The organism is Moorella sp. E306M, from assembly GCF_006538385.1.
Classification (GTDB): domain Bacteria; phylum Bacillota; class DSM-521; order Neomoorellales; family Neomoorellaceae; genus Neomoorella.
Map to the genome: position 1 here is coordinate 2898722 of NZ_BJKO01000001.1, position 18398 is coordinate 2917119.

Below are 18398 nucleotides of genomic sequence, written 5' to 3' on the forward strand. Positions count from 1 at the left end.
GGCTTCCACCCCCTTACCACGGCCTGAAAAAATACGCTGCCAGGATAAAGACCTCGGTTATTTCGGCCAGGGCACCGTAGGTATCGCCGGTCAGCCCCCCCAGGAGCCGCCGGATCCAGTTGCACCAGCCCAGGGACACCAGGGCCACCAGCAGCAGGTAAACCAGACCCGCAGGTCCCATAATCAACCAGCCCAGCAGGGCAGTTATCAGGGTGGCTGTAACCAGGCTGCGGCGGCCCCGGCCGGCCTGGAAAAGGGTGCCCAGCCCTTCCTTGCGGGCATAAGGGAAACAGGTCAGGGCCGGTACCATGGCCCAGCGGCTCAAGACAGGCATCAACACCAGCGACGGCGATAGCGGCAGGCTGCCCAGCCAGAGATGTCCGGGCGGCAGGGCCGCCAAAAGGCTGTATTTTAATACCAGCAGGGTCACGACTGCCGTTACGCCGTGGGCACCCACATGGCTGTCTTTCATGATGGCCAGGATGCGTTCCCGCTCCCGGCCGGAAAAAAGGCCGTCCATGCTGTCGATAAAGCCGTCCAGGTGCAGGCCGCCGCTTAAGAAAACCGCCAGGGCCAGAACCAGGCCGGCCCGGGCGGAAGCAGGGACCAGGTAGCTCAATGCCTGCCAGGCACCGGCAAGGATTAACCCTAAAAGCAGCCCTACCAGGGGAAAATAGGCGACGCTCCTTTGCCAGGCTTCCGGAGGATTATCCCCGCTGCTTAAACGGATACGTGTCAAAAACTGGAGGGCGGCAAGGAAGGCATTGAGCTGGCCTTTCAACTGTCAAGCGCCCCTGAAACGCCGGCCTGGCTGAAGGTAGCCATCTCGTGGTAGATCTTAATGGCTGCCTCGACCAGGGTCATTCCCAGGGCGGCCCCGGTACCCTCGCCCAGGCGCATCTGCATGGTGAGCATGGGCTTAAGGCCCAGCAGTTCCAGGGCGGCTGCATGCCCGGGTTCTTCGGAAAGATGGGAGGCCAGGATGTATGCTTTGGCCCCCGGTGCCAGGCGGGCGGCCACCAAGGCTGCCGCTCCGGAAATAAAGCCGTCGATAAGCACCGGTACCCGGCCGGCTGCCCCGGCCAGGATAACCCCGGCCATGCCGGCAATCTCCAATCCCCCTACCTTGGCCAGGACATCCAGGGGATCTTCGGGATTGGGGCGATTTACTTCCAGCCCCCGGCGAATGGCATTAATTTTTAGCTGCAGGCGTTGATCATCAACCCCCGTCCCCCGGCCGGTAATTTTGTCTAGCGGCAGGCCGCTGAAGGCGGCCAGGATGGCCGTGCTGGGGGTGGTGTTGCCGATGCCCATCTCACCAATGCCCAGCAGATCGCTGCCGGCGGCAATTTTCTCATTGGCAACCTCGATACCGACTTCCAGGGCGGCAATGGCCTGCTCCCTGGTCATGGCCGGGCCCCGGGCCAGGTTGGCCGTACCGGGGGCTACTTTTCTTTTCAGTAAACCCGGGAGGTCCGGCAGTTCGGCAGCCACCCCGACATCCACCAGAACCAGTTCCGCCCCGGCATGGCGGGCCAGAACGTTGATTGCCGCTCCGCCATTAACAAAGTTCATTACCATCTGGGGTGTAACTTCCTGGGGAAAAGCACTGACTCCCTCAGCTACCACCCCATGGTCCCCGGCCATGAGGATATGGGTCTTGCGGGATAACCGCCGCGGCACTTCTCCTTTAATCCCGGCCAGCTGCCGGGCAATTGCCTCCAGGGTCCCCAGGCTTCCCGGCGGCTTGGTGAGGTCGTCGAGGTGGGCCTGGGCCCTGGCCATGGCCTCCTCATCCAGGGGTTTGATGGCGGCCAGAGTCTGGTTTAATAATTGCACGAAGCATTCCTCCTCCGGTAGGTTTTAAAAAATCTCCTGCATGCCGCCAGGAAATTGGCTGCGGCCTGCTGGTTGCCCAGGAAATGTAAATGCAGGTAAGAAGCCAGCAGCCCACGAGTGGCGTAACCTTCGTAGTACAGGTTCCCCCGGGCGTACCAGGTATAAGCAGGCGGGAAGTCTGCGGCCATACCGGTCAGCAGCGAATAGTGGAACTCGTGTCCCCGGACCGGATCGCCTTTCTTGCCCAGGAGGTTATCCTGGTATAAAACGGCTTCCCGGTAGCCCAGGCCGGCCAGTTTGGCCTGCATCCGGCAGTCCGCCGGCACTATCCCGGCCAGCTTCCAGGTGCGGCCCTCCAGGTCGGTTATCCCCCGGGTCAAGTACATGAGGCCGCCGCACTCAGCATAAACCGGCATACCTTCAGCTACCCGCCGGCGCAGGTCGGTAAGCATAGGCTGGTTGCCTGCCAGGTGGTCCAGGAAGATTTCCGGGAAACCGCCGCCGATAATCACCCCGGCGGCTTCCCCCGGCAGCGCGGTATCGTGTAAGGGACTGAAGGGTATCAGCTCGGCTCCCAGGGCTGTTAAATAATCCAGAGCATCCTGGTAGTAAAAGGTGAAGGCCTCATCCCTGGCGACGGCCACCGGCACCGGCCCGCCGGCCTGCAGGGCTGCCGCGGCAAAGCTCCGGCTCGCCCCGACCGGTGCGGGCCCGGCCTTTGCGGCCAGGGAAACAACCTCTTCCAGGTTGATGCCGGCCGCCACGGCAGCAGCCAGCTCCTGCAGAACCCCTTTTAATCCCTTTTGCTCTCCAGCCGGGATCAGCCCCAGGTGCCGGGAAGGCAGGGCCGGTAAAGCTCCCTTTTTGAGCCAGCCCACCACCCTTATACCGGTATATTCTTCAATGGCCCGGCAGAGCAGCTGCAGGTGGCTTTCGCTGCTGACCCGGTTGAGGATCACCCCGACCAGGTGCACCCCGGGATCAAAGTCCCGGTAACCCAGGATTTCGGCGGCTGCACTCTGGCCCAGGGAGGTAGCGTCCACGACCAGGAGGACCGGGGCGGCCAGCAGGCGGGCGACGGCCGCCGTACTGCCGCTGCCGTTGCTCCTGTGGCCGTCATAGAGGCCCATGACACCTTCGATAATGGCTATCTCAGCCCCGGCGGCAGCCCGGGAAAAAGCCTCCAGGACGTTTGCCGGAGACATTAAAAAGGTGTCCAGGTTGCGGGAGGGCCTGCCGGTGGCCAGGGTATGGTAGCCGGGATCGATGTAGTCAGGCCCGACTTTAAAGCCCTGGACTTTCAAGCCCCTGGCCGCCAGGGCGGCCATTAAACCGGTGGCGATGCTCGTTTTGCCCACCCCGCTGCGGGTGCCGGCAATAACAATCCGCTTGTGGCTCATACAGGTGCTCCTTTTTAGTACCAGTTCCCCTTAAGGCCCAGGATTAACCCGCCGACCAGGGATACTAATAGCGTGGTCGCCGCCATGAGGCAGACAGCCTGCGAGATATGCTCCTTCCTTAACGCCTGTCGGGCCTCGCCGATCAGGGGGCGCCGGGATGGTCGCCCCTGGTAGTAGTTGAGGCCGCCCAACTGCACCCCCAGGGCACCGGCTACCGCTGCCTCCGGAAAACCGCTGTTGGGGCTGGGGTGCCGGCGGGCATCGCGCCGCATAATCGTCCAGGCCCGCCGGCCATAACCCAGCAGGGCGGCCGCCACACATAAGGCTATCCCCGTTAGCCTGGCGGGAAGATAATTGGCCACATCGTCCAGCCGGGCCGCCGCCCGGCCGAAAAAAAGGTAGCGGTCGTTTTTATAACCCAGCATGGAATCCAGGGTGTTGACGGCGCGGTAGGCCATGGCCAGGGGCACACCGCCCAGGAAAAAATAGAACAGGGGAGCGATAACGCCGTCGCTGGTATTCTCGGCTACGGTTTCCACCGTCGCCCGGACCACTTCGCCTGCCGAGAGGCCGGCCGTATCCCGGCCGACAATGTAGCCCACCTGCCGGCGGGCCTGCAGCAGGTCGCCTGCCGCCAGGGAGCGGGCAACTCCCGCGGCCGCTGTCGCCAGGCCACGGGGAGCTATGGTTGTAGCCAGCAGCCACGCGGCCAGCAATACCTCCACCCAGTAATTAATCCGTCCGGCTGCTGCCAGCAAGCCCCAGGTGATGGCCCAGCTGGCGCCGACGATGCCGACGACTACCACCCCGCCCGTAACTAACAGGTAACCCTTAGAAGCATTTGGCCGCCACAAAAGTTTTTCCAGGGCGCTGATACCCGCACCCATGACCTGGGTCGGGTGCAGGAGCCAGGGCGGATCCCCCACCGCCAGGTCCAGAAGCAGGGCCAGGACCAGCAAAAGGACGCTAGGCTCCAAGGCCGTCACCTGCCAGGGGCCGGTCCAGACCCATGATCGCCGCCAATCGTTTCAGATCTAAGTGCCTGGCCACCACGGCAGCCAGGGCGTCAAAACGGCGCTCCTGGTCGGCGGTAAAGTCCAGGCCGCTTTCCCTGGCCGGCAGGCCGCGCCTGGCCCTTAAAGCGGCCAGTACCCGGTGGCGGAAGGGATCGTTGTCCCAGATACCGTGGATATAGGTACCCCAGACCAGCCCGTCAGGACTTTGCGCCCCGTCGTCAATGTCGACCGGGCTGTTCCCGCGCCGGGTAATTTTAAAGGCCGGCCGGCCTCCCACCAGGTAACTGGCCCCCATATGAATCTCGTATCCTTTTACTTCCAGGCCGTGCAGCGGCCCCAGGAAAGGTCCCGTACCTGTTACCCGTCCCTGTACCAGGTTGGTGGCCTTGGTAGGTTGAAATACCGTCCGCACCGGTAAGAGGCCAAGCCCGGCGATACCGTCGTGGTCAGTCTCCACATGGCCAGGGTCGGCGATCTCCCGGCCCAGCATCTGGTAGCCGCCGCAGATGCCCACCACCGGGGTCCCCTGTGCCGCCAGTTCTTTGATGGCCTCCTCCAGGCCCCGCTGCCGCAGCCATAAAAGGTCGCCGATGGTGTTTTTGCTGCCCGGCAGGATGATGAGATCCGGCTTCCCGAGGGCACTTTTATCCTCTACATAGCGCAGGTTAACGCCGTCTTCCCGTTCCAGGGCGTCAAAGTCAGTAAAGTTGGCAATACACGGGAGCTTGATTACGGCTATTTCCACCTCGCCGGGAGCGGTGGGACGGCCGGATGTTCCTTCCAGGACCACGGAATCTTCTTCCGGCAGGCCGTGGGCCAGGAAGGGTATAACTCCCAGGATAGGCTTGCCGGTCTTTCTTTCCAGAAAATCCAGGGCCGGCTGCAGCAAATCCATATCGCCCCGGAATTTGTTAATAATCAACCCGGCCACCAGCTCCCTCTCGTCGGGGTCCAGGAGCTCCAGGGTCCCGACAATGGCCGCCAGGGCGCCGCCGCGGTCGATATCGGCCACCAGGAGCACCGGTGCCCCGGCCATTTTGGCCACCCGCATATTGGCGATTTCATGGGCTTTCAGATTAACCTCCGCCGGGCTGCCGGCACCTTCAATGACGATAACCTCAAATTCCCTGGCCAGGGTGGCATAAGCCGCCTCGACGTGGCGCCACAGCTCCTGGTTAAAGTTCCCGTGGTACTCCCTGGCCCCCAGGTTGCCCACCGGCCGTCCCAGGAGGATTACCTGGGATCGAGCGTGGGCCGTAGGTTTAAGCAGGACCGGGTTCATTTCCACCCGCGGCTGCACCCCGGCCGCATAAGCCTGCACCAGCTGGGCGCGCCCCATTTCGCCACCGTCCGGGGTAGCGCCGGAGTTGAGGGCCATGTTCTGGGACTTAAAGGGAGCAACCCGGTAGCCGGCGCGGTAAAAAATCCGGCACAGGGCCGCCGCCAGGACACTCTTGCCGACATTGGAACTCGTCCCCTGGAGCATAACTGCCCGGGCCATTAATGGTCACCTTCCCCGTCCCAGGTCAGGTGCAGCAGGGCATTGACGGCGGCAACCGCCACCGTGCTGCCGCCCCTGGTACCCCGGACGGTGACAAAGGGTATGCCGGCTGTTTCCAGGGCCGCTTTGGCTTCCGCTGCTCCCACGAAACCCACCGGCGTGCCGATTACGGCCGCCGGCGCCGCCCGGCCGGCGGCCATCAATTCCAGCAGGCGGAAAAGGGCCGTGGGGGCATTGCCGATGGCCACAACGGCTCCCGCCATCCGGGGTGCCAGGTATTCCATGGCCGCCATGGCCCTGGTCACCCCCCTGGCTGCTGCTGCCTCGATGACCTCCTTTTCCCGGATGGCACAGATTACCCGGCCGCCGCCCCGGGCAAGTAAAGGGCTGCTGATCCCCTGGCGCACCATTTCGATATCGGTGATGATATCCGCCCCCCCGCGCAGGGCCGCCGTCGCTGTCTCAACCAGCCGGGGGTGAATGACTACCAGCCGGGCATAATCCAGGTCCCCGGTGGCATGGATGATCCTGGTTACAATAGCCCTTTCCCCGCGCCCCAGGCCGAGATCCCCCACCCGGGCCGCTATGATCTCCCGGCTGTGGGCCTCAATGGCCCGGGGATCATGCAGATACGACACCGGGGGCCACCTCCTGGATGCGCTCGACAATAACCTCGGCGATTCTGCGGTCGGCGCCCAGGTTGGTGCCATAGATCAAGGTAGTGTCCGGGAAACGCTTCCGGGCCGCCTCCAGCAGCTCGGGAATGTCCCGCTGGACATGGAGGCCATTGCAAAAGAACATTGGTATCACAATAATTTTCTGCAGGCCTTCTTCCACCAGCATGGTAATCCCTTCCATGAGATCCGGGTGGGTACGCATCATATAGCAGGGCTGTACCCGCATCCCTCCCAGCATTTCCTTTACCTGGGCCGCCAGGAGTTTTAGGTGCTCGTTGGCCTCCGGTATGCGGCTACCGTGGCCCAGCAAAATAATACCTGTGCCCATTGTTACCCTCTCCTTATCTCTCCAGCACTTCTCCCAGCATAGGGATGATCTCTGCCAGCGACAAGCTGTCAGGCTCCGACGGGCGGCGGATGACGATGACCGTTAGCCCCAGGTCCAGAGCGGCCTGGATTTTTTCTACCACCCCGCCGGTGGTGCCGCTGTCCTTGGTTACAACTACATCGGCTTTGAACTGCCGGTAAAGGGCCTGGTTTAACTCATAACTGCAGGGACCCTGGATGGCCACGATATCCCCCGGCCAGATGCCCAGCTGGCGGCACCGGGCCAGGGAAGTCTCCTCCGGCAGCACCCGGACAACGAGCCTCTTGCCGGCCAGAGCCGGTGCCGTGGTAAAGCACTCCAGGTGACGCGTGCCGGTGGTTAGAAATATTACCTGTCCCCGGGAGGCCAGTGCCGCCGCTTCATCAAAACTAGCGGCCGGCAGCAGAGCCGGGTGGGAAGGCAATTTAACCTCCGGCCGGCGGTAACGGAAATAGGGCAGCTCCAGGGTACGGCAGGCCTGCCGGGCTGCACCGGTAATGGCGGTGGCGAAGGGATGGGTGGCGTCAATCACCGCCCTGACGCCGTGGTCCTTTAAAAAGGCCAGCAGGTCTTCTTCCCCCAGGGGGCCTTCGTGGACCAAATCGGCTCCAGCCTCCCTGGCCAGCCTGGCCCCGTACCCTGAAACAGCGCTGGCTGCCACCCGGTAGCCTTCGGCCTTTAAAGTGCCGATAACTCCCCTGGCGTCGGCCGTCCCGGCCAGTACCAGAATCACAGCCGGTACCCCCGGGGTGTTACCAGGCGGCCATCCAGCACCCTGGTCTGGCTGTTGCCGATGATGACCGTGCTGACCATATCTACCGGTAGTTCCAGGAAAGTGGCCAGGTCGCGGATCCAGGCTTCTTCTCCCTCCCGGCCGGCGTTACGTACCACCCCTACCGGTGTGGACGGCCGGCGGTACTGGAGGATAATATCCCGGGCGCGGCGGAGGTGATCGGGACGGCCGTGGCTGCGGGGATTGTACAGGACCAGGACGAAATCAGCCGCTGCTGCGAGCTCAAGGCGCCGGGCGATAACCTCCCAGGGGGTCAAACGGTCGCTTAAGCTGATGACGGCAAAGTCATGCATCAGGGGCGCCCCCAGGACGGCTGCCGCGGCGGTGGCTGCCGTCACCCCGGGAATAACCCTCACCATTATTTCTTTCCCCCGGGGGTGTTCGGCCAGGACTTCCAGAATCAATCCGGCCATACCGTAGACACCGGGATCGCCGCTGGAAATAACGGCCACGCGGGCCCCGGCAGCAGCCCGGGCGACGGCTTCCCGGCACCGGGCTACTTCCCCCGTCATGCCGGTAACCACTACCTCCCGCCCGGCCGTCAGGGAGGCTATTAAATCAATATACGTGCGGTAACCGACGATTACTTCCGCCCGGGCCAGGGCCTGCCGGGCGCGGGGCGTCATTTCTTCCTCCCGGCCCGGGCCCAGGCCGACGACCATTATCTCCCCCGGGCCAGGGCTACTGTCACTCCCCGGTAACTCCTTTTGGGACATATCAATTCCCCCTCTCCTGCAGCCAGGATTGCCGCCGGCTCGCAAACGCCGGGGATGCCAACGTACCGCCTAACCCTTTCCGAACGATGCAAATGGGGTTGACGTTCCAGGCAGTCCGTCAGCTGGCGGGGCGTAAAGGTAAGAAGCTTTACACCAAGGCGGGCGGCTGCCATCTGCAAGCCCGGTTCCCCGCCCTTGAAATCAACGCTGGCCAGGGCTGCTAGACTCCGGCGGCTGAGGCCCGCTTCCCGCAGGGCCAGGCCCAGGGCGTAGAGGATGGTACCGGCAGATACGCCGCGGCGGCAGCCGATACCGGCGCTGATCACCATGGGTCGCCAGTAAACCCAACGCGGGCCCGGCAGGGGCAGGCGCCGCCAGGTAACCATAATTCCGGCCCTGTCTTCCCCTCCTGCTGGACAGGCCCCAAGGAGACGGGGCCTTAAGGCGGGCAGGGCCTCCTCCAGGGACTTAAGTAAAGGCTTTTCTACCAGCAAATCGACTGGCTCACCGTTGACCAGGGCCGCCATCACCCTGGTAAAGGCGGCTGCCGGCCAGACACTCATGTTCAACTCCCGGGCCACCAGGTCCAGGGGGGGCAGCCCCTGCACTTCGCTGGCGGTGGTAATAACCGCCTGGCCGCCCAGCAGCGCCGCCACCCTGCGGGCCAGTTCATTGGCCCCGCCCAGGTGGCCGGAAAGGAGGCTGATGGCGTATTTACCCCCCACGTCCACCACCACCACGGCCGGATCTGCTTTTTTGGAAACAAGGTGGGGGCTCAAAGCCCGCACGGCAATGCCGGCAGCCATAATAAGGATTAACCCGCGGTACTGGTGAAAAATCCGCCCCAGGAACGGGGATAAAGGCCCCGCATACGGCACTACTTTGAACGGGTCCCCTTCACCGGCCCCTGCCCTTGGAACCAGGCCGGCCGGGATAAAGATCGTAGTCCCCGCCGGTAAAGAACGGGCCAGCTGCAGGGCCGTCTGGAAACCGGGCCGGGTCAGGGTGACAATGGCTATTCCCTGTCCTTCAGTCATGGGGTGTCTTAGCCTCGCGGTAGCCGTGGCTGAAGGCCGGGTTGTACAGTAAGGAGCGCTGGTAGCTGCCGGCCAGGAAATCGCCGACCAGGAGCAGGGCCGTCCGGTCAATGCCCGCCTCCCTGCTTCTAGCGGCAATATCCCCCAGCGTACCATGGATAATCTTTTCTTCCGGCCAGGAGGCCTTGTAGACTACTGCCGCCGGGGTATTTTCCCCATATCCCCGGGCCAGCTCGGCCGCTGCCGCCGCCAGGTCCTGGCTGCTGAGGAAAAGGCACAGGCTGGCGCGGTGGCGGCTTAAATCGGGCAGGCTTTCCCCGGCGGGCACCGGGGTGCGGCCGGCCCGCCGGGTGAGGATCACCGTCTGGCTTATTCCCGGCAGGGTAAATTCCCTCCTGACGGCGGCTGCCGCCGCCGCAAAGGAGCTGACGCCGGGCACGATCTCATAAGGTATACCCAGCCCCTCCAGGGCGTCCATCTGCTCCTGGATGGCCCCGTACAGGGAAGGATCGCCCGTATGCAGGCGGACCACCTTTTCGCCCCTGGCTACCGCCTCCTGCATAATGGCCAGGACTTCTTCCAGGGTGAGGGAAGCGCTGTTATACAGCTTGGCTCCCGGCGGCGCATACTTTAAAATTTCCGGGTTCACCAGGGAGCCGGCATAGATAATGACCCCGGCTTCCTCTAAAAGGCGGCGCCCCTTGACGGTAATCAGCTCCGGGTCTCCCGGCCCGGCCCCGACAAAATAAACCTTCATGCCTGCCCCGCTCCTTTGACAATAATCAACGACAGGTAATCCTGTTTCTTACCCTTTTCGGCTACCAGGTCCCGGCTGAAGCTCTCCCCGGCCTGGCCGCAGCGGCTGGCCAGGAACGACTGCCCGGCCACGCCCGCCTCTTCCAGCACGGTAACGATGGCGTCATAATGGCGGGCGACTTTCATTAAGACGAGATTGGGAAAAAGGGAGAGGTATTCCTTTAAGTTAGCCGGGTCCTTGAGGGCCGGGATGATGGCCAGAGGTTCGTCCCCTACCGCCAGGGGAACATTCAAACTGGCAGCAGCCGCAGCAAAGGAAGTGATCCCGGGAACGGTAACAATCTTTAAATCCGGGTTGAGTTTTTGCAAGCGTTGCATTAAGTAGCTATAGGTGCTGTAAAGGGAAGCATCCCCCAGAGTCAGGAAGGCGATATCCTGGCCTGCTGAAAGGTTTTTCAAAAGTTCTGCCGCCGCTGCATCCCAGGAACGTTCCAGGTAAGCCAGGTCATGGGTCATAGGCATGAAAAGATTTAGTATCTTCTGCTCAGGCCGGAGAAAAGGCCGGACCACCTGCAGGGCCAGGCTTTCCTCGCCACGCTGGGAAACCGGTACCGCCAGGACCGGTACCTGTTCTAAAATGGCTTTAGCCTTCAGGGTTAACAGGTCCGGGTCTCCCGGTCCAACCCCCAGGCCATAGAGGGTTCCACTCACCACTCCTGCCTCCTATTCGTCACGGCGCAATTGCTTCACCAGCTGCACTATATATACGGGATTCAGGGCCCGCCAGATGTGGTAGCGGCCGGCCGGTTCCAGGCGGGCCAAGTTGGCAGCCAGGGCCTCTACCTGGTAGCCCCGCTGATAGCCGAAGGCCAGGGCCGTACTCAAGGTCTCGACGGTGATGGCATTGAGGACGATAATTCCTCCCGGCCGCAAAGCTTCATGGCAGACCCGTAAAATCTCTTCCAGGTGCCCGCCGCTGCCTCCGATGAAAACCCGGTCCGGCGGCGGCAGACCCTCCAGGGCCGCCGGGGCCCTGCCGGCCACCACCTGGACATTATCCAGGCCAAAACGTTTTACATTCTCCCGGATCAAGGTGCAGGCCTCCGGGTTTACCTCTACGGCCAGGACCTGTCCCGGAGCCACCAGCCTGGCCGCTTCAACGGCCAGGCTCCCGGTTCCGGAGCCAATATCGTAAACGGTCATACCCGGTCCCAAACGGGCTTTGGCCAGGGTTAGGACCCGGACTTCCTCTTTCGTCAGGGGGACCTGGCTGCGGTTAAAGTAATGGTCAGGTATCCCGGGCGTACTATAGGGCCAGTGAATCCGGTTCATAACCGGCTATCACCACCCCGGGCCTGGTCAAATGCTGCCGGGCCAGTTCGGCTGCCGTCAGCCAGGCCGTCTGCTCCTGGTTGCTGCCCAGGTCGATCCCCACCCACAGCTTGATACCGGCCAGGCCGTGGTCGGACAGGTATTTACCTATAACTGCCGGGGTGTTGGCCCCGCCGGTGAGTATAGCCAGCCTCGCTTGCCCGGCCGCCAGCCGGGGCAGGTACGGTTCCAGAACCTCCAGGGAGCGTCCGTGGCAGCTTAAGAAAACGGCATCTTCCCAGCCCTGCCCCAGGCGGGCAAAAGCCAGCTGAACGGAACTGATGCCGGGGATAACGTTGATTTTTTCGCCGGGAAACTGGCGCTTGAGCCACGCGAGGAGGCTGTAAAAGCCGGGATCCCCGGATACCAGGATAGCCGTAGGGCGGCCGCGTATCTGCAACAGGCAGGAGCGTAACCCCTCCAGGTCGCCCGTGATAACCCTTTTCTCGCGTTCTAAATCTTGAAAAAGGTTCAAAGCCCGGGGGCCGCCGATAAGGACTTCGGCCGCCGCCGCTGCCCGCCGGGCCGCCGGCGTTATGTATTCCGGGCTGCCTGGTCCAACCCCGATGACGGTCAGCCACCGGCCATCAGCTCCCATGGCCCCACGCCTCCAGTATCTGCCGGGCCACCGCATCCCGGCCCATAATTTCTCCCTGCAGGTTGAGCAAAACCGTACCTACGGTGAGCTCACCACGGACAAAGTCCTCGGCCCGCCGGCTGGCCCGGGCCGCCAGGGTGTCCCAGAACTCTCGCCCCAGACCGTGGCTATGGATAATTTCCTGGGCAGCTTCCACTGTAGTTACCTCTAAAAGCTGCCGCACGGCTTCCGGGGATGCCCCCCGCGCCGCGGCCCAGGCGGCCAGGATTTCCTGGCGGGCGTCGGCCAGGCGGCTGTGGGTATAAAAGATGCCTCCCACCACCTTGATGAGCTTGCCGCCGTGCCCCCACAGGAGCACCCGCTTCACCCCCCGCCCGGCGCAGGCCTCCAACATGTAGCCGATAAAGTTGCTGGTCAGAACAATGGCCGCAGCCGGCAGGTGATAGCGTTCTTCGGCCTGGCGCTGCCCCAGGCGGCCGGGGGTCAGGATGAGGGTCTCCCAGCCGGCAGCCAGGGCGACGTCTATTTGCGGTATCAGGGAAGTACGGTAGGCCTCTTCGGACATGGGTTCGACAAAACCGGTAGTGCCCAGGATCGAAAGGCCGCCCTCAATCCCCAGGCGGGGGTTGAGGGTCCGCCGGGCCAGCTCTTCCCCCCCGGGGATGCTGATTTCCAGCTCCAGGCCCTGGCCGGGCGGGGTTACATCGGCAACTGCCGCGGCGATCATTTGCCGGGGAACGGGATTAATGGCCGGTTCCCCCGGCGGTATAGCCAGGCCGGGACGGGTTACTGTCCCGACGCCGGGTCCGCCGCGCAAAGTCAACCCCCGGCCGGATTGCCGGGCGCGGACGTGGATGGCAGCCCCGTGGGTAACGTCAGGGTCATCGCCGGCGTCTTTGACCACCACGGCCTCGGCCCAGCCCGGACCCTGGTGCACGGTAACCGGCAGGGTTACCTTTTCCCCCCGCGGCAGGGTAAGGGTAACCTCCCGCACCAGTTGTTTCTGCCATAAAGCTATGGCCGCCGCCCTCGCCGCAGCAGCCGCACAGGTACCTGTGGTATAACCCCGCCGTAACTCCCTCTGCAACGATTTCTCCTCCAGTTTTTATTGTATTTTCGGAGAAGTTCCTCCCAACAACCTTTCTTCATTAGCCTTATTATCCTTTAAAACCAGGGGCAGGCCGGCCACCACCAGGTAGACCTGGTCGGCCCGGCGAGCAATCTCCTGGTTGGCCAGGCCCAGCAGGTCCCGGAAAACCCGGCCCAGGGGATAGGGAGGAATGAGCCCCATTCCCGCTTCTTCAGTAACAATAATTACCCGCGCCGGTACCTGCCGGGCTACGGCCGCCAGTTCCCTCACTTTGACCATGATGGCTTCTACAGCCGCCGTACTTTTTTCCCAGCTGTCTCCTGCTCCAGCCGCCTCCTGGCTCAAAAGGTTGCTGAGCCACATGCCCAGGCTGTCCAGGAGGATGGTACCGGCACGCCGCCCTTCCCGGGCCACGGCTTCCGTGACGGCCAGGGGAGCTTCCACCGTCAGCCATGCAGCCGGTCGTCGGCGCCGGTGCATGTCCACCCGGGCCGCCATTTCGGCATCGTCCACGGTCGCCGTGGCCAGGTAGACTACTTTTTCGCCTCCGGCAGCAGCCAGTTCTTCAGCCAGGCGGCTTTTGCCACTCCTGGCCCCCCCGGTTACCATGATTAACGACCCGTACCCCATAGAATGGCCTCCTAAAATAAAAACTCCAGCCCCCACGAAGCAGCTGGAGTCACATCACCTAACTTTAGGCCCCTTAACGCGAGGGTGAAATGAACAGGCAGGTTTCCTGGCTCCGGCTCCTTGCCTGGCTTCGCCTTCCCGGTATAATACCAGTGGCCTTGAAGCAGGCTCCCCGGTTACAGTGGCGCGACCGCTCAGGATTTACACCTGATTCCCTTTTAACCTTTCAGGCACCTGTTCCCTATTAAGTTAATTATAGTATAAATCGCTCCCTCCTATCAGTCAAGCCCTGGGTAACGATATGCCCTGCAACTTATTTGTGATCATAGCCAGCTCTTTATTCTTTTCCCAGATAGCCCGGGCATAGCGCCGGTTGCGGAGCTGGAGCTTTTCCTTTTCCTGGCGCAGGCGATTTACCATCTCCCACTTTTCGGCTTCACTTTTTTCTATCAGGCGTAGCAAGACACGCCGGCTGACCCGTAATTGTTCTACCTTACTTTCCAGCTCCTGGATACGCCGGTAAAGGCCAGCTGCCTCATTGCCAGCCAACGGCCCCACCCCCTCATTATTAGTTTGCTAAAGTATATGCCTGGAAATCAAACCTTAGTCGCTTGAGCTTTAATCTTTTCCGCTCGCCTCTGTAATTGCTCCAGTTCCGCTGTGCCCACCCGGCAGGTCCCCAGGTCGGCATGGCTGTTGTCAACCATGCCGTGGAAATCTGACCCGCCGGTTACCACCAGGTCATACCGGGAGGCAAATTCCAGGTAACGCCTGGTGGCAGCGGCATCGTGGAGAGGATAATAGGCTTCGATACCCTGTAAGCCGCCATCAACAAGGGCCGGAAGAAGGGCATCAGCCGGGCTTAAGCCCGGGTGGGCCAGGACCGGCACTCCGCCAGCCTTTAATATTACCTCCACCGCCCGGCCAGGTTCAACTTTTTCCCGCGGGACATAAGCAGGCCGGCCCCGTGCCAGCAGGGTTTTGAAGGCCGCCTCCACAGAGGGGGCATATCCCTTACGGACCAGAACGGCTGCGATATGGGGACGGCCCACGGCCTCGCCCCTGAGTTCCTGCTCGACCTCGCTCATGCTGATATCATAACCCAGCTCTTGTAATCTGGCGACCATCCGGGCCGTGCGCCGGTAACGCGCCTGGCGCATAGTTTCCAGGAAGGCCAGCAAATTTTCCTTTTGCCAATCAAGGTAATAACCCAGAATATGAATTTCTTTATCTTCCCACTCGGTGCTCAGCTCGACCCCAGGAATGACCGTCACGCCGTAACTGCTGCCGGCAGCCAGGGCTTCTGCCAGGCCGGCTACCGTATCATGATCGGTGACACCAAGGGTCGTTAAACCTTTGGCCTTTGCCAGCCTGATTAGTTCTGGGGGTGAAAGCAGACCGTCGGAACTCGTAGTATGGGTATGTAAATCAGCTAGCTGCATAGATATCTTGTCCAATGGTTAATTTACGCCGTGCCGTAGTGCTGCAACCTCTGGATAGCCATTGCCCGGCCGGTAGCGGGATCAATATCTACCAGCACGGCTTCCAGCTGAATAATGCCACCGGCGACTTCAAACCGCACCGGCAGCTGGGTAAGAAATTTTTTAACGACAAGTTCTGTTTTTACCCCCAGGACCGAATCCCTGGGGCCGGTCATGCCTACATCGGTGATATAGGCCGTCCCCTGGGGCAGGACGCGGGCATCGGCCGTCTGGATATGGGTATGGGTCCCGATGACCGCACTTACCAGTCCGTCAAGGTACCAGCCCAGGGCAACCTTTTCTGAAGTTGCTTCAGCATGGAAGTCTACTAAAATGATCTTAGTTATCTCCCCGATCTCTTCTGCCAGGCGGCGTCCTAGGCGAAAAGGACACTCCAGGGATGATAGAAACACCCGCCCCGATAAATTAATAATTCCTACCTGCAGGTCTTCCTTGACCTTTACCAGGGTATAGCCCCTGCCAGGAGTACCAGGAGGATAATTGGCCGGCCGGACAATGCGCTCATCCTCCTCCAGGAGGGCCAGCGCTTCTCGCTTATCCCAGACATGGTTGCCCATGGTTAAAATATCAATGCCGGCGGCAAAAAGTTCACCGGCAATAGCCGGCGTAATACCATTACCACCGGCAGCATTTTCGCCGTTTGCTACTACAAGGGCCGGCCGGTATTCCTGGAGCAGAGGTGGCAGGAGTTCCCGGATCGCTTTACGGCCCGGCCGTCCCACTACATCGCCAATCATTAGAACCCGCAAAAACAAGGCTCCCCTCGAATTACCTTAAAATTATTATTCGCGCCGGTTCTATTTATTAAACACCATGACCCGACCTTCTTCCCGGAAGGCAATTAGCTGGCGCTCCGGGACGGTACCCCTAACACTTTCCAGCATACGGTCAATTAACTCTTCCTGGAGCAAAAGTTCTTCTTCCATGATATTATCATTGTTCTCCGCAACCAGGCTGGACCCAAATTCCTCCCGCACCAGGGCAATAATGAGGTCAATTTCATCCCGGGAAAGGGTGGTTACATCCCGTTGTACCTCCAGGGCTGTCAGCTGGTCATAAGGTGTATATTTAAGGTTAATGACCCTTGCTTCCCGGTCTTCCAGGTAGTTATATACTTCCAGGGATTTACGGAATTTCTTTTCAAACTGCTGGATAGCCTCCCCGGCCAGGGGTTGGGACAGCATAAAAGTAAAGCGTAAAACCTGGTCTTGGGGTTCATAGTTAATGGTACCTACTTCCGGGTAACGTACCAGGATAGAAATAAGGAGACCGATAGTATCAGATACTTCGCCGCCGTGTTTGTACTTCAGGCCCAAGGTTAACACCTGCCCCGTACTTTTATGTATATGTATAAGATGTTACCACCAATAAGACACTACTTCTGCAACCAAAAGCAAATTCCTGCCTGCCTTGTCCTCCGGAAACGATGAAAATTTAATGGCAGGGATGGAAAAACTATTTCCTTCCCTGCCATTTAAATTATTTAGCATAATCGACAGCGCGGGTTTCGCGAATAACTACCACTTTAATCTGGCCCGGGTATTCCATTTCCTTTTCGATCTTTTTCACGATTTCCCTAGCAAGGTGCATGGCCATGGCATCATCAATCTTGTCAGGTTTAACTAAAATCCTTACCTCCCGTCCGGCCTGGATAGCATAAGATTTTTCCACGCCGGCAAAGGAATCAGCGATCTCCTCCAGTTTTTCCAGGCGTTTAATATAGGCCTCCAGGGTTTCCCGCCGGGCTCCCGGCCGGGCTGCCGAAATGGCATCGGCCGCCTGGACCAGGCCGGCTTCGATGCTACGCGGTTCCACGTCACCATGATGGGCTTCAATGGCATGGATTACCTCCGGGGATTCCCGGTATTTTTTAGCCAGCTCAACCCCCAGGGCGACATGGGGGCCCTCGACTTCAAAATCAACGGCTTTACCAATATCATGGAGCAAACCGGCCCGCTTGGCCAGCTGGACATCAACCCCCAGCTCGGCAGCCATAGCCCCGGCCAGGAAAGCTACTTCCAGGGAGTGTTTTAGGACGTTCTGGCCGTAGCTGGTGCGGTATTTAAGTTTACCCAGGAGGCGCACCAGCTCTGGATGCAGGTTATGAATACCAGCTTCGAAGGTAGCCCGCTCGCCTTCTTCCCGGATCTTTTGCTCGAGCTCCCGCCGGGCCTTTTCAACCATTTCTTCGATCCGGGCCGGGTGGATACGCCCATCGATAATTAACTTTTCCAGGGCAATCCGGGCCACTTCCCGGCGAATAGGATCGAAACTGGAGAGAATAACGGCTTCCGGTGTGTCATCAATGATGAGATCGACACCCGTCAGGGTTTCCAGGGCGCGAATGTTGCGGCCCTCGCGACCGATAATGCGCCCCTTCATTTCATCATTGGGCAGGTTCACCACCGAAACCGTCGCCTCGGCCACATAATCAGCAGCACAGTGCTGGATAGCGTGAGTAATAATCTCCCGCGCCCTTTTTTCTGCTTCTTCTTTGGCCTCCGTTTCAATTTGTTTAATCAGCATGGCTGCTTCATGCCTTACTTCTTTTTCCACATTCTGCAGTAGGATGGCCCTGGCTTCTTCAGTCGTTAAGCCGGAAATGCGTTCCAGCTCGCTGATCTGCCGGCGGCGCAGTTCTTCCAGCTCTTCCTTCAGCTTCTGGGCAGCTTCTTCCTGGCGATGGAGGCTGGCTTCTTTGCGCTCGAGGGCTTCAGTCTTGCGGTCCAGTGCCTCTTCCTTCTGCATCAGCCGCCGTTCGAAACGCTGGAGCTCATTGCGCCGTTCCCGGCTTTCCCGCTCTATTTCATTACGGATACGGTGGGCTTCTTCCTTGGCTTCCAGGACCGCTTCTCTCTTTTTAGCCTCAGCTTCTTTTTTGGCTTCTTCGATAATGGTAGCTGCAGCCTTCTCGGCCGAAGCAATTCTGGCCTCGGTCAGGTACTTGCGGATAGCATAACCGCCGGCTGCACCCACCAGGAAAGCTATCAGGGCATAAAAGATATACTGGATTTTTCTTCACCCCCCCTTCATAAAATAAAGCCGAGTAGAAACTCGGCTTGAAAATAGGCACACCAACCACATATCCCCTTTTTAGGTTCAAAA

General features: G+C 60.6%; 21 protein-coding genes and 1 riboswitch. All 21 genes read right to left on the reverse strand.

Translation table 11 applies throughout. The annotated features are described in order from the left end of the window. Positions 1–13: 13 nt before the first annotated feature. The 21 genes from cobS to rny all read right to left on the reverse strand — a co-directional run bounded on the left by cobS (position 14) and on the right by rny (position 18269). Positions 14–781, reverse strand: coding sequence for an adenosylcobinamide-GDP ribazoletransferase (gene cobS, locus FLZ89_RS15010; RefSeq protein WP_141305222.1), 768 nt, complete (start codon positions 779–781; stop codon positions 14–16). Beyond that, positions 778–1839, reverse strand: a complete 1062-nt coding sequence (gene cobT / locus FLZ89_RS15015) for a nicotinate-nucleotide--dimethylbenzimidazole phosphoribosyltransferase (RefSeq protein ID WP_141264390.1) — start codon at positions 1837–1839, stop codon at positions 778–780. The genes cobS and cobT overlap by 4 nt, the downstream gene beginning before the upstream one ends. Next, positions 1827–3239, reverse strand: coding sequence for a cobyrinate a,c-diamide synthase (locus FLZ89_RS15020; RefSeq protein WP_141305223.1), 1413 nt, complete (start codon positions 3237–3239; stop codon positions 1827–1829). The genes cobT and FLZ89_RS15020 overlap by 13 nt, the downstream gene beginning before the upstream one ends. A 14-nt stretch (positions 3240–3253) precedes the next feature. Then, complete coding sequence (gene cbiB, locus FLZ89_RS15025; RefSeq protein ID WP_141305224.1) at positions 3254–4216, reverse strand: adenosylcobinamide-phosphate synthase CbiB; 963 nt, start codon at positions 4214–4216, stop codon at positions 3254–3256. Further along, the gene (locus FLZ89_RS15030; protein ID WP_141305225.1) at positions 4206–5756 is read right to left on the reverse strand and encodes a cobyric acid synthase; all 1551 of its coding nucleotides are present in this window, start codon (positions 5754–5756) and stop codon (positions 4206–4208) included. Before FLZ89_RS15030 ends, cbiB begins: the two co-directional genes overlap by 11 nt. Continuing rightward, on the reverse strand, positions 5756–6394 hold the full coding sequence (locus FLZ89_RS15035) for a precorrin-8X methylmutase (protein ID WP_141305226.1): 639 nt from the start codon (positions 6392–6394) through the stop codon (positions 5756–5758). The genes FLZ89_RS15030 and FLZ89_RS15035 overlap by 1 nt, the downstream gene beginning before the upstream one ends. Then, positions 6378–6761, reverse strand: coding sequence for a sirohydrochlorin chelatase (locus FLZ89_RS15040; RefSeq protein ID WP_141264385.1), 384 nt, complete (start codon positions 6759–6761; stop codon positions 6378–6380). Before FLZ89_RS15040 ends, FLZ89_RS15035 begins: the two co-directional genes overlap by 17 nt. A gap of 13 nt (positions 6762–6774) precedes the next feature. Continuing rightward, on the reverse strand, positions 6775–7533 hold the full coding sequence (cobK, locus tag FLZ89_RS15045; RefSeq protein WP_141305227.1) for a precorrin-6A reductase: 759 nt from the start codon (positions 7531–7533) through the stop codon (positions 6775–6777). Next, the gene (cobJ, locus tag FLZ89_RS15050; RefSeq protein ID WP_141265222.1) at positions 7530–8255 is read right to left on the reverse strand and encodes a precorrin-3B C(17)-methyltransferase; all 726 of its coding nucleotides are present in this window, start codon (positions 8253–8255) and stop codon (positions 7530–7532) included. The genes cobK and cobJ overlap by 4 nt, the downstream gene beginning before the upstream one ends. Beyond that, on the reverse strand, positions 8255–9346 hold the full coding sequence (locus tag FLZ89_RS15055) for a cobalt-precorrin 5A hydrolase (protein WP_141264383.1): 1092 nt from the start codon (positions 9344–9346) through the stop codon (positions 8255–8257). The genes cobJ and FLZ89_RS15055 overlap by 1 nt, the downstream gene beginning before the upstream one ends. Further along, positions 9339–10103: a precorrin-4 C(11)-methyltransferase gene (gene cobM / locus FLZ89_RS15060; RefSeq protein ID WP_141264382.1), complete on the reverse strand. Its 765-nt coding sequence runs from the start codon at positions 10101–10103 to the stop codon at positions 9339–9341. The genes FLZ89_RS15055 and cobM overlap by 8 nt, the downstream gene beginning before the upstream one ends. After that, positions 10100–10813, reverse strand: coding sequence for a precorrin-2 C(20)-methyltransferase (gene cobI, locus FLZ89_RS15065; protein ID WP_141305228.1), 714 nt, complete (start codon positions 10811–10813; stop codon positions 10100–10102). Before cobI ends, cobM begins: the two co-directional genes overlap by 4 nt. A 12-nt stretch (positions 10814–10825) precedes the next feature. Continuing rightward, positions 10826–11434 (reverse strand): precorrin-6Y C5,15-methyltransferase (decarboxylating) subunit CbiT, encoded by a 609-nt coding sequence (gene cbiT, locus FLZ89_RS15070; RefSeq protein WP_141264380.1) that lies wholly within the window; start codon positions 11432–11434, stop codon positions 10826–10828. After that, on the reverse strand, positions 11409–12071 hold the full coding sequence (cbiE, locus tag FLZ89_RS15075) for a precorrin-6y C5,15-methyltransferase (decarboxylating) subunit CbiE (protein WP_141264379.1): 663 nt from the start codon (positions 12069–12071) through the stop codon (positions 11409–11411). The genes cbiT and cbiE overlap by 26 nt, the downstream gene beginning before the upstream one ends. Further along, positions 12061–13158, reverse strand: a complete 1098-nt coding sequence (gene cbiD, locus FLZ89_RS15080) for a cobalt-precorrin-5B (C(1))-methyltransferase CbiD (protein ID WP_141264378.1) — start codon at positions 13156–13158, stop codon at positions 12061–12063. The genes cbiE and cbiD overlap by 11 nt, the downstream gene beginning before the upstream one ends. Before the next feature lie 18 nt (positions 13159–13176). Next, positions 13177–13791, reverse strand: coding sequence for a bifunctional adenosylcobinamide kinase/adenosylcobinamide-phosphate guanylyltransferase (gene cobU / locus FLZ89_RS15085; RefSeq protein WP_141264377.1), 615 nt, complete (start codon positions 13789–13791; stop codon positions 13177–13179). A 79-nt stretch (positions 13792–13870) separates the two neighbouring features. After that, a riboswitch (cobalamin riboswitch) is annotated at positions 13871–14044 on the reverse strand. A 29-nt stretch (positions 14045–14073) separates the two neighbouring features. Beyond that, entirely contained in the window at positions 14074–14340 is a 267-nt protein-coding gene (locus FLZ89_RS15090; protein ID WP_141264376.1) for a translation initiation factor 2, read from the reverse strand. A gap of 47 nt (positions 14341–14387) precedes the next feature. Further along, on the reverse strand, positions 14388–15248 hold the full coding sequence (locus tag FLZ89_RS15095; RefSeq protein ID WP_253256513.1) for a PHP domain-containing protein: 861 nt from the start codon (positions 15246–15248) through the stop codon (positions 14388–14390). An 8-nt stretch (positions 15249–15256) separates the two neighbouring features. Continuing rightward, positions 15257–16042 (reverse strand): TIGR00282 family metallophosphoesterase, encoded by a 786-nt coding sequence (locus FLZ89_RS15100; protein WP_141305229.1) that lies wholly within the window; start codon positions 16040–16042, stop codon positions 15257–15259. 48 nt (positions 16043–16090) lie between these two features. Continuing rightward, entirely contained in the window at positions 16091–16609 is a 519-nt protein-coding gene (locus tag FLZ89_RS15105) for a hypothetical protein (protein WP_141264374.1), read from the reverse strand. A gap of 163 nt (positions 16610–16772) precedes the next feature. After that, entirely contained in the window at positions 16773–18269 is a 1497-nt protein-coding gene (gene rny, locus FLZ89_RS15110; RefSeq protein WP_373995611.1) for a ribonuclease Y, read from the reverse strand. Positions 18270–18398: the final 129 nt, after the last annotated feature.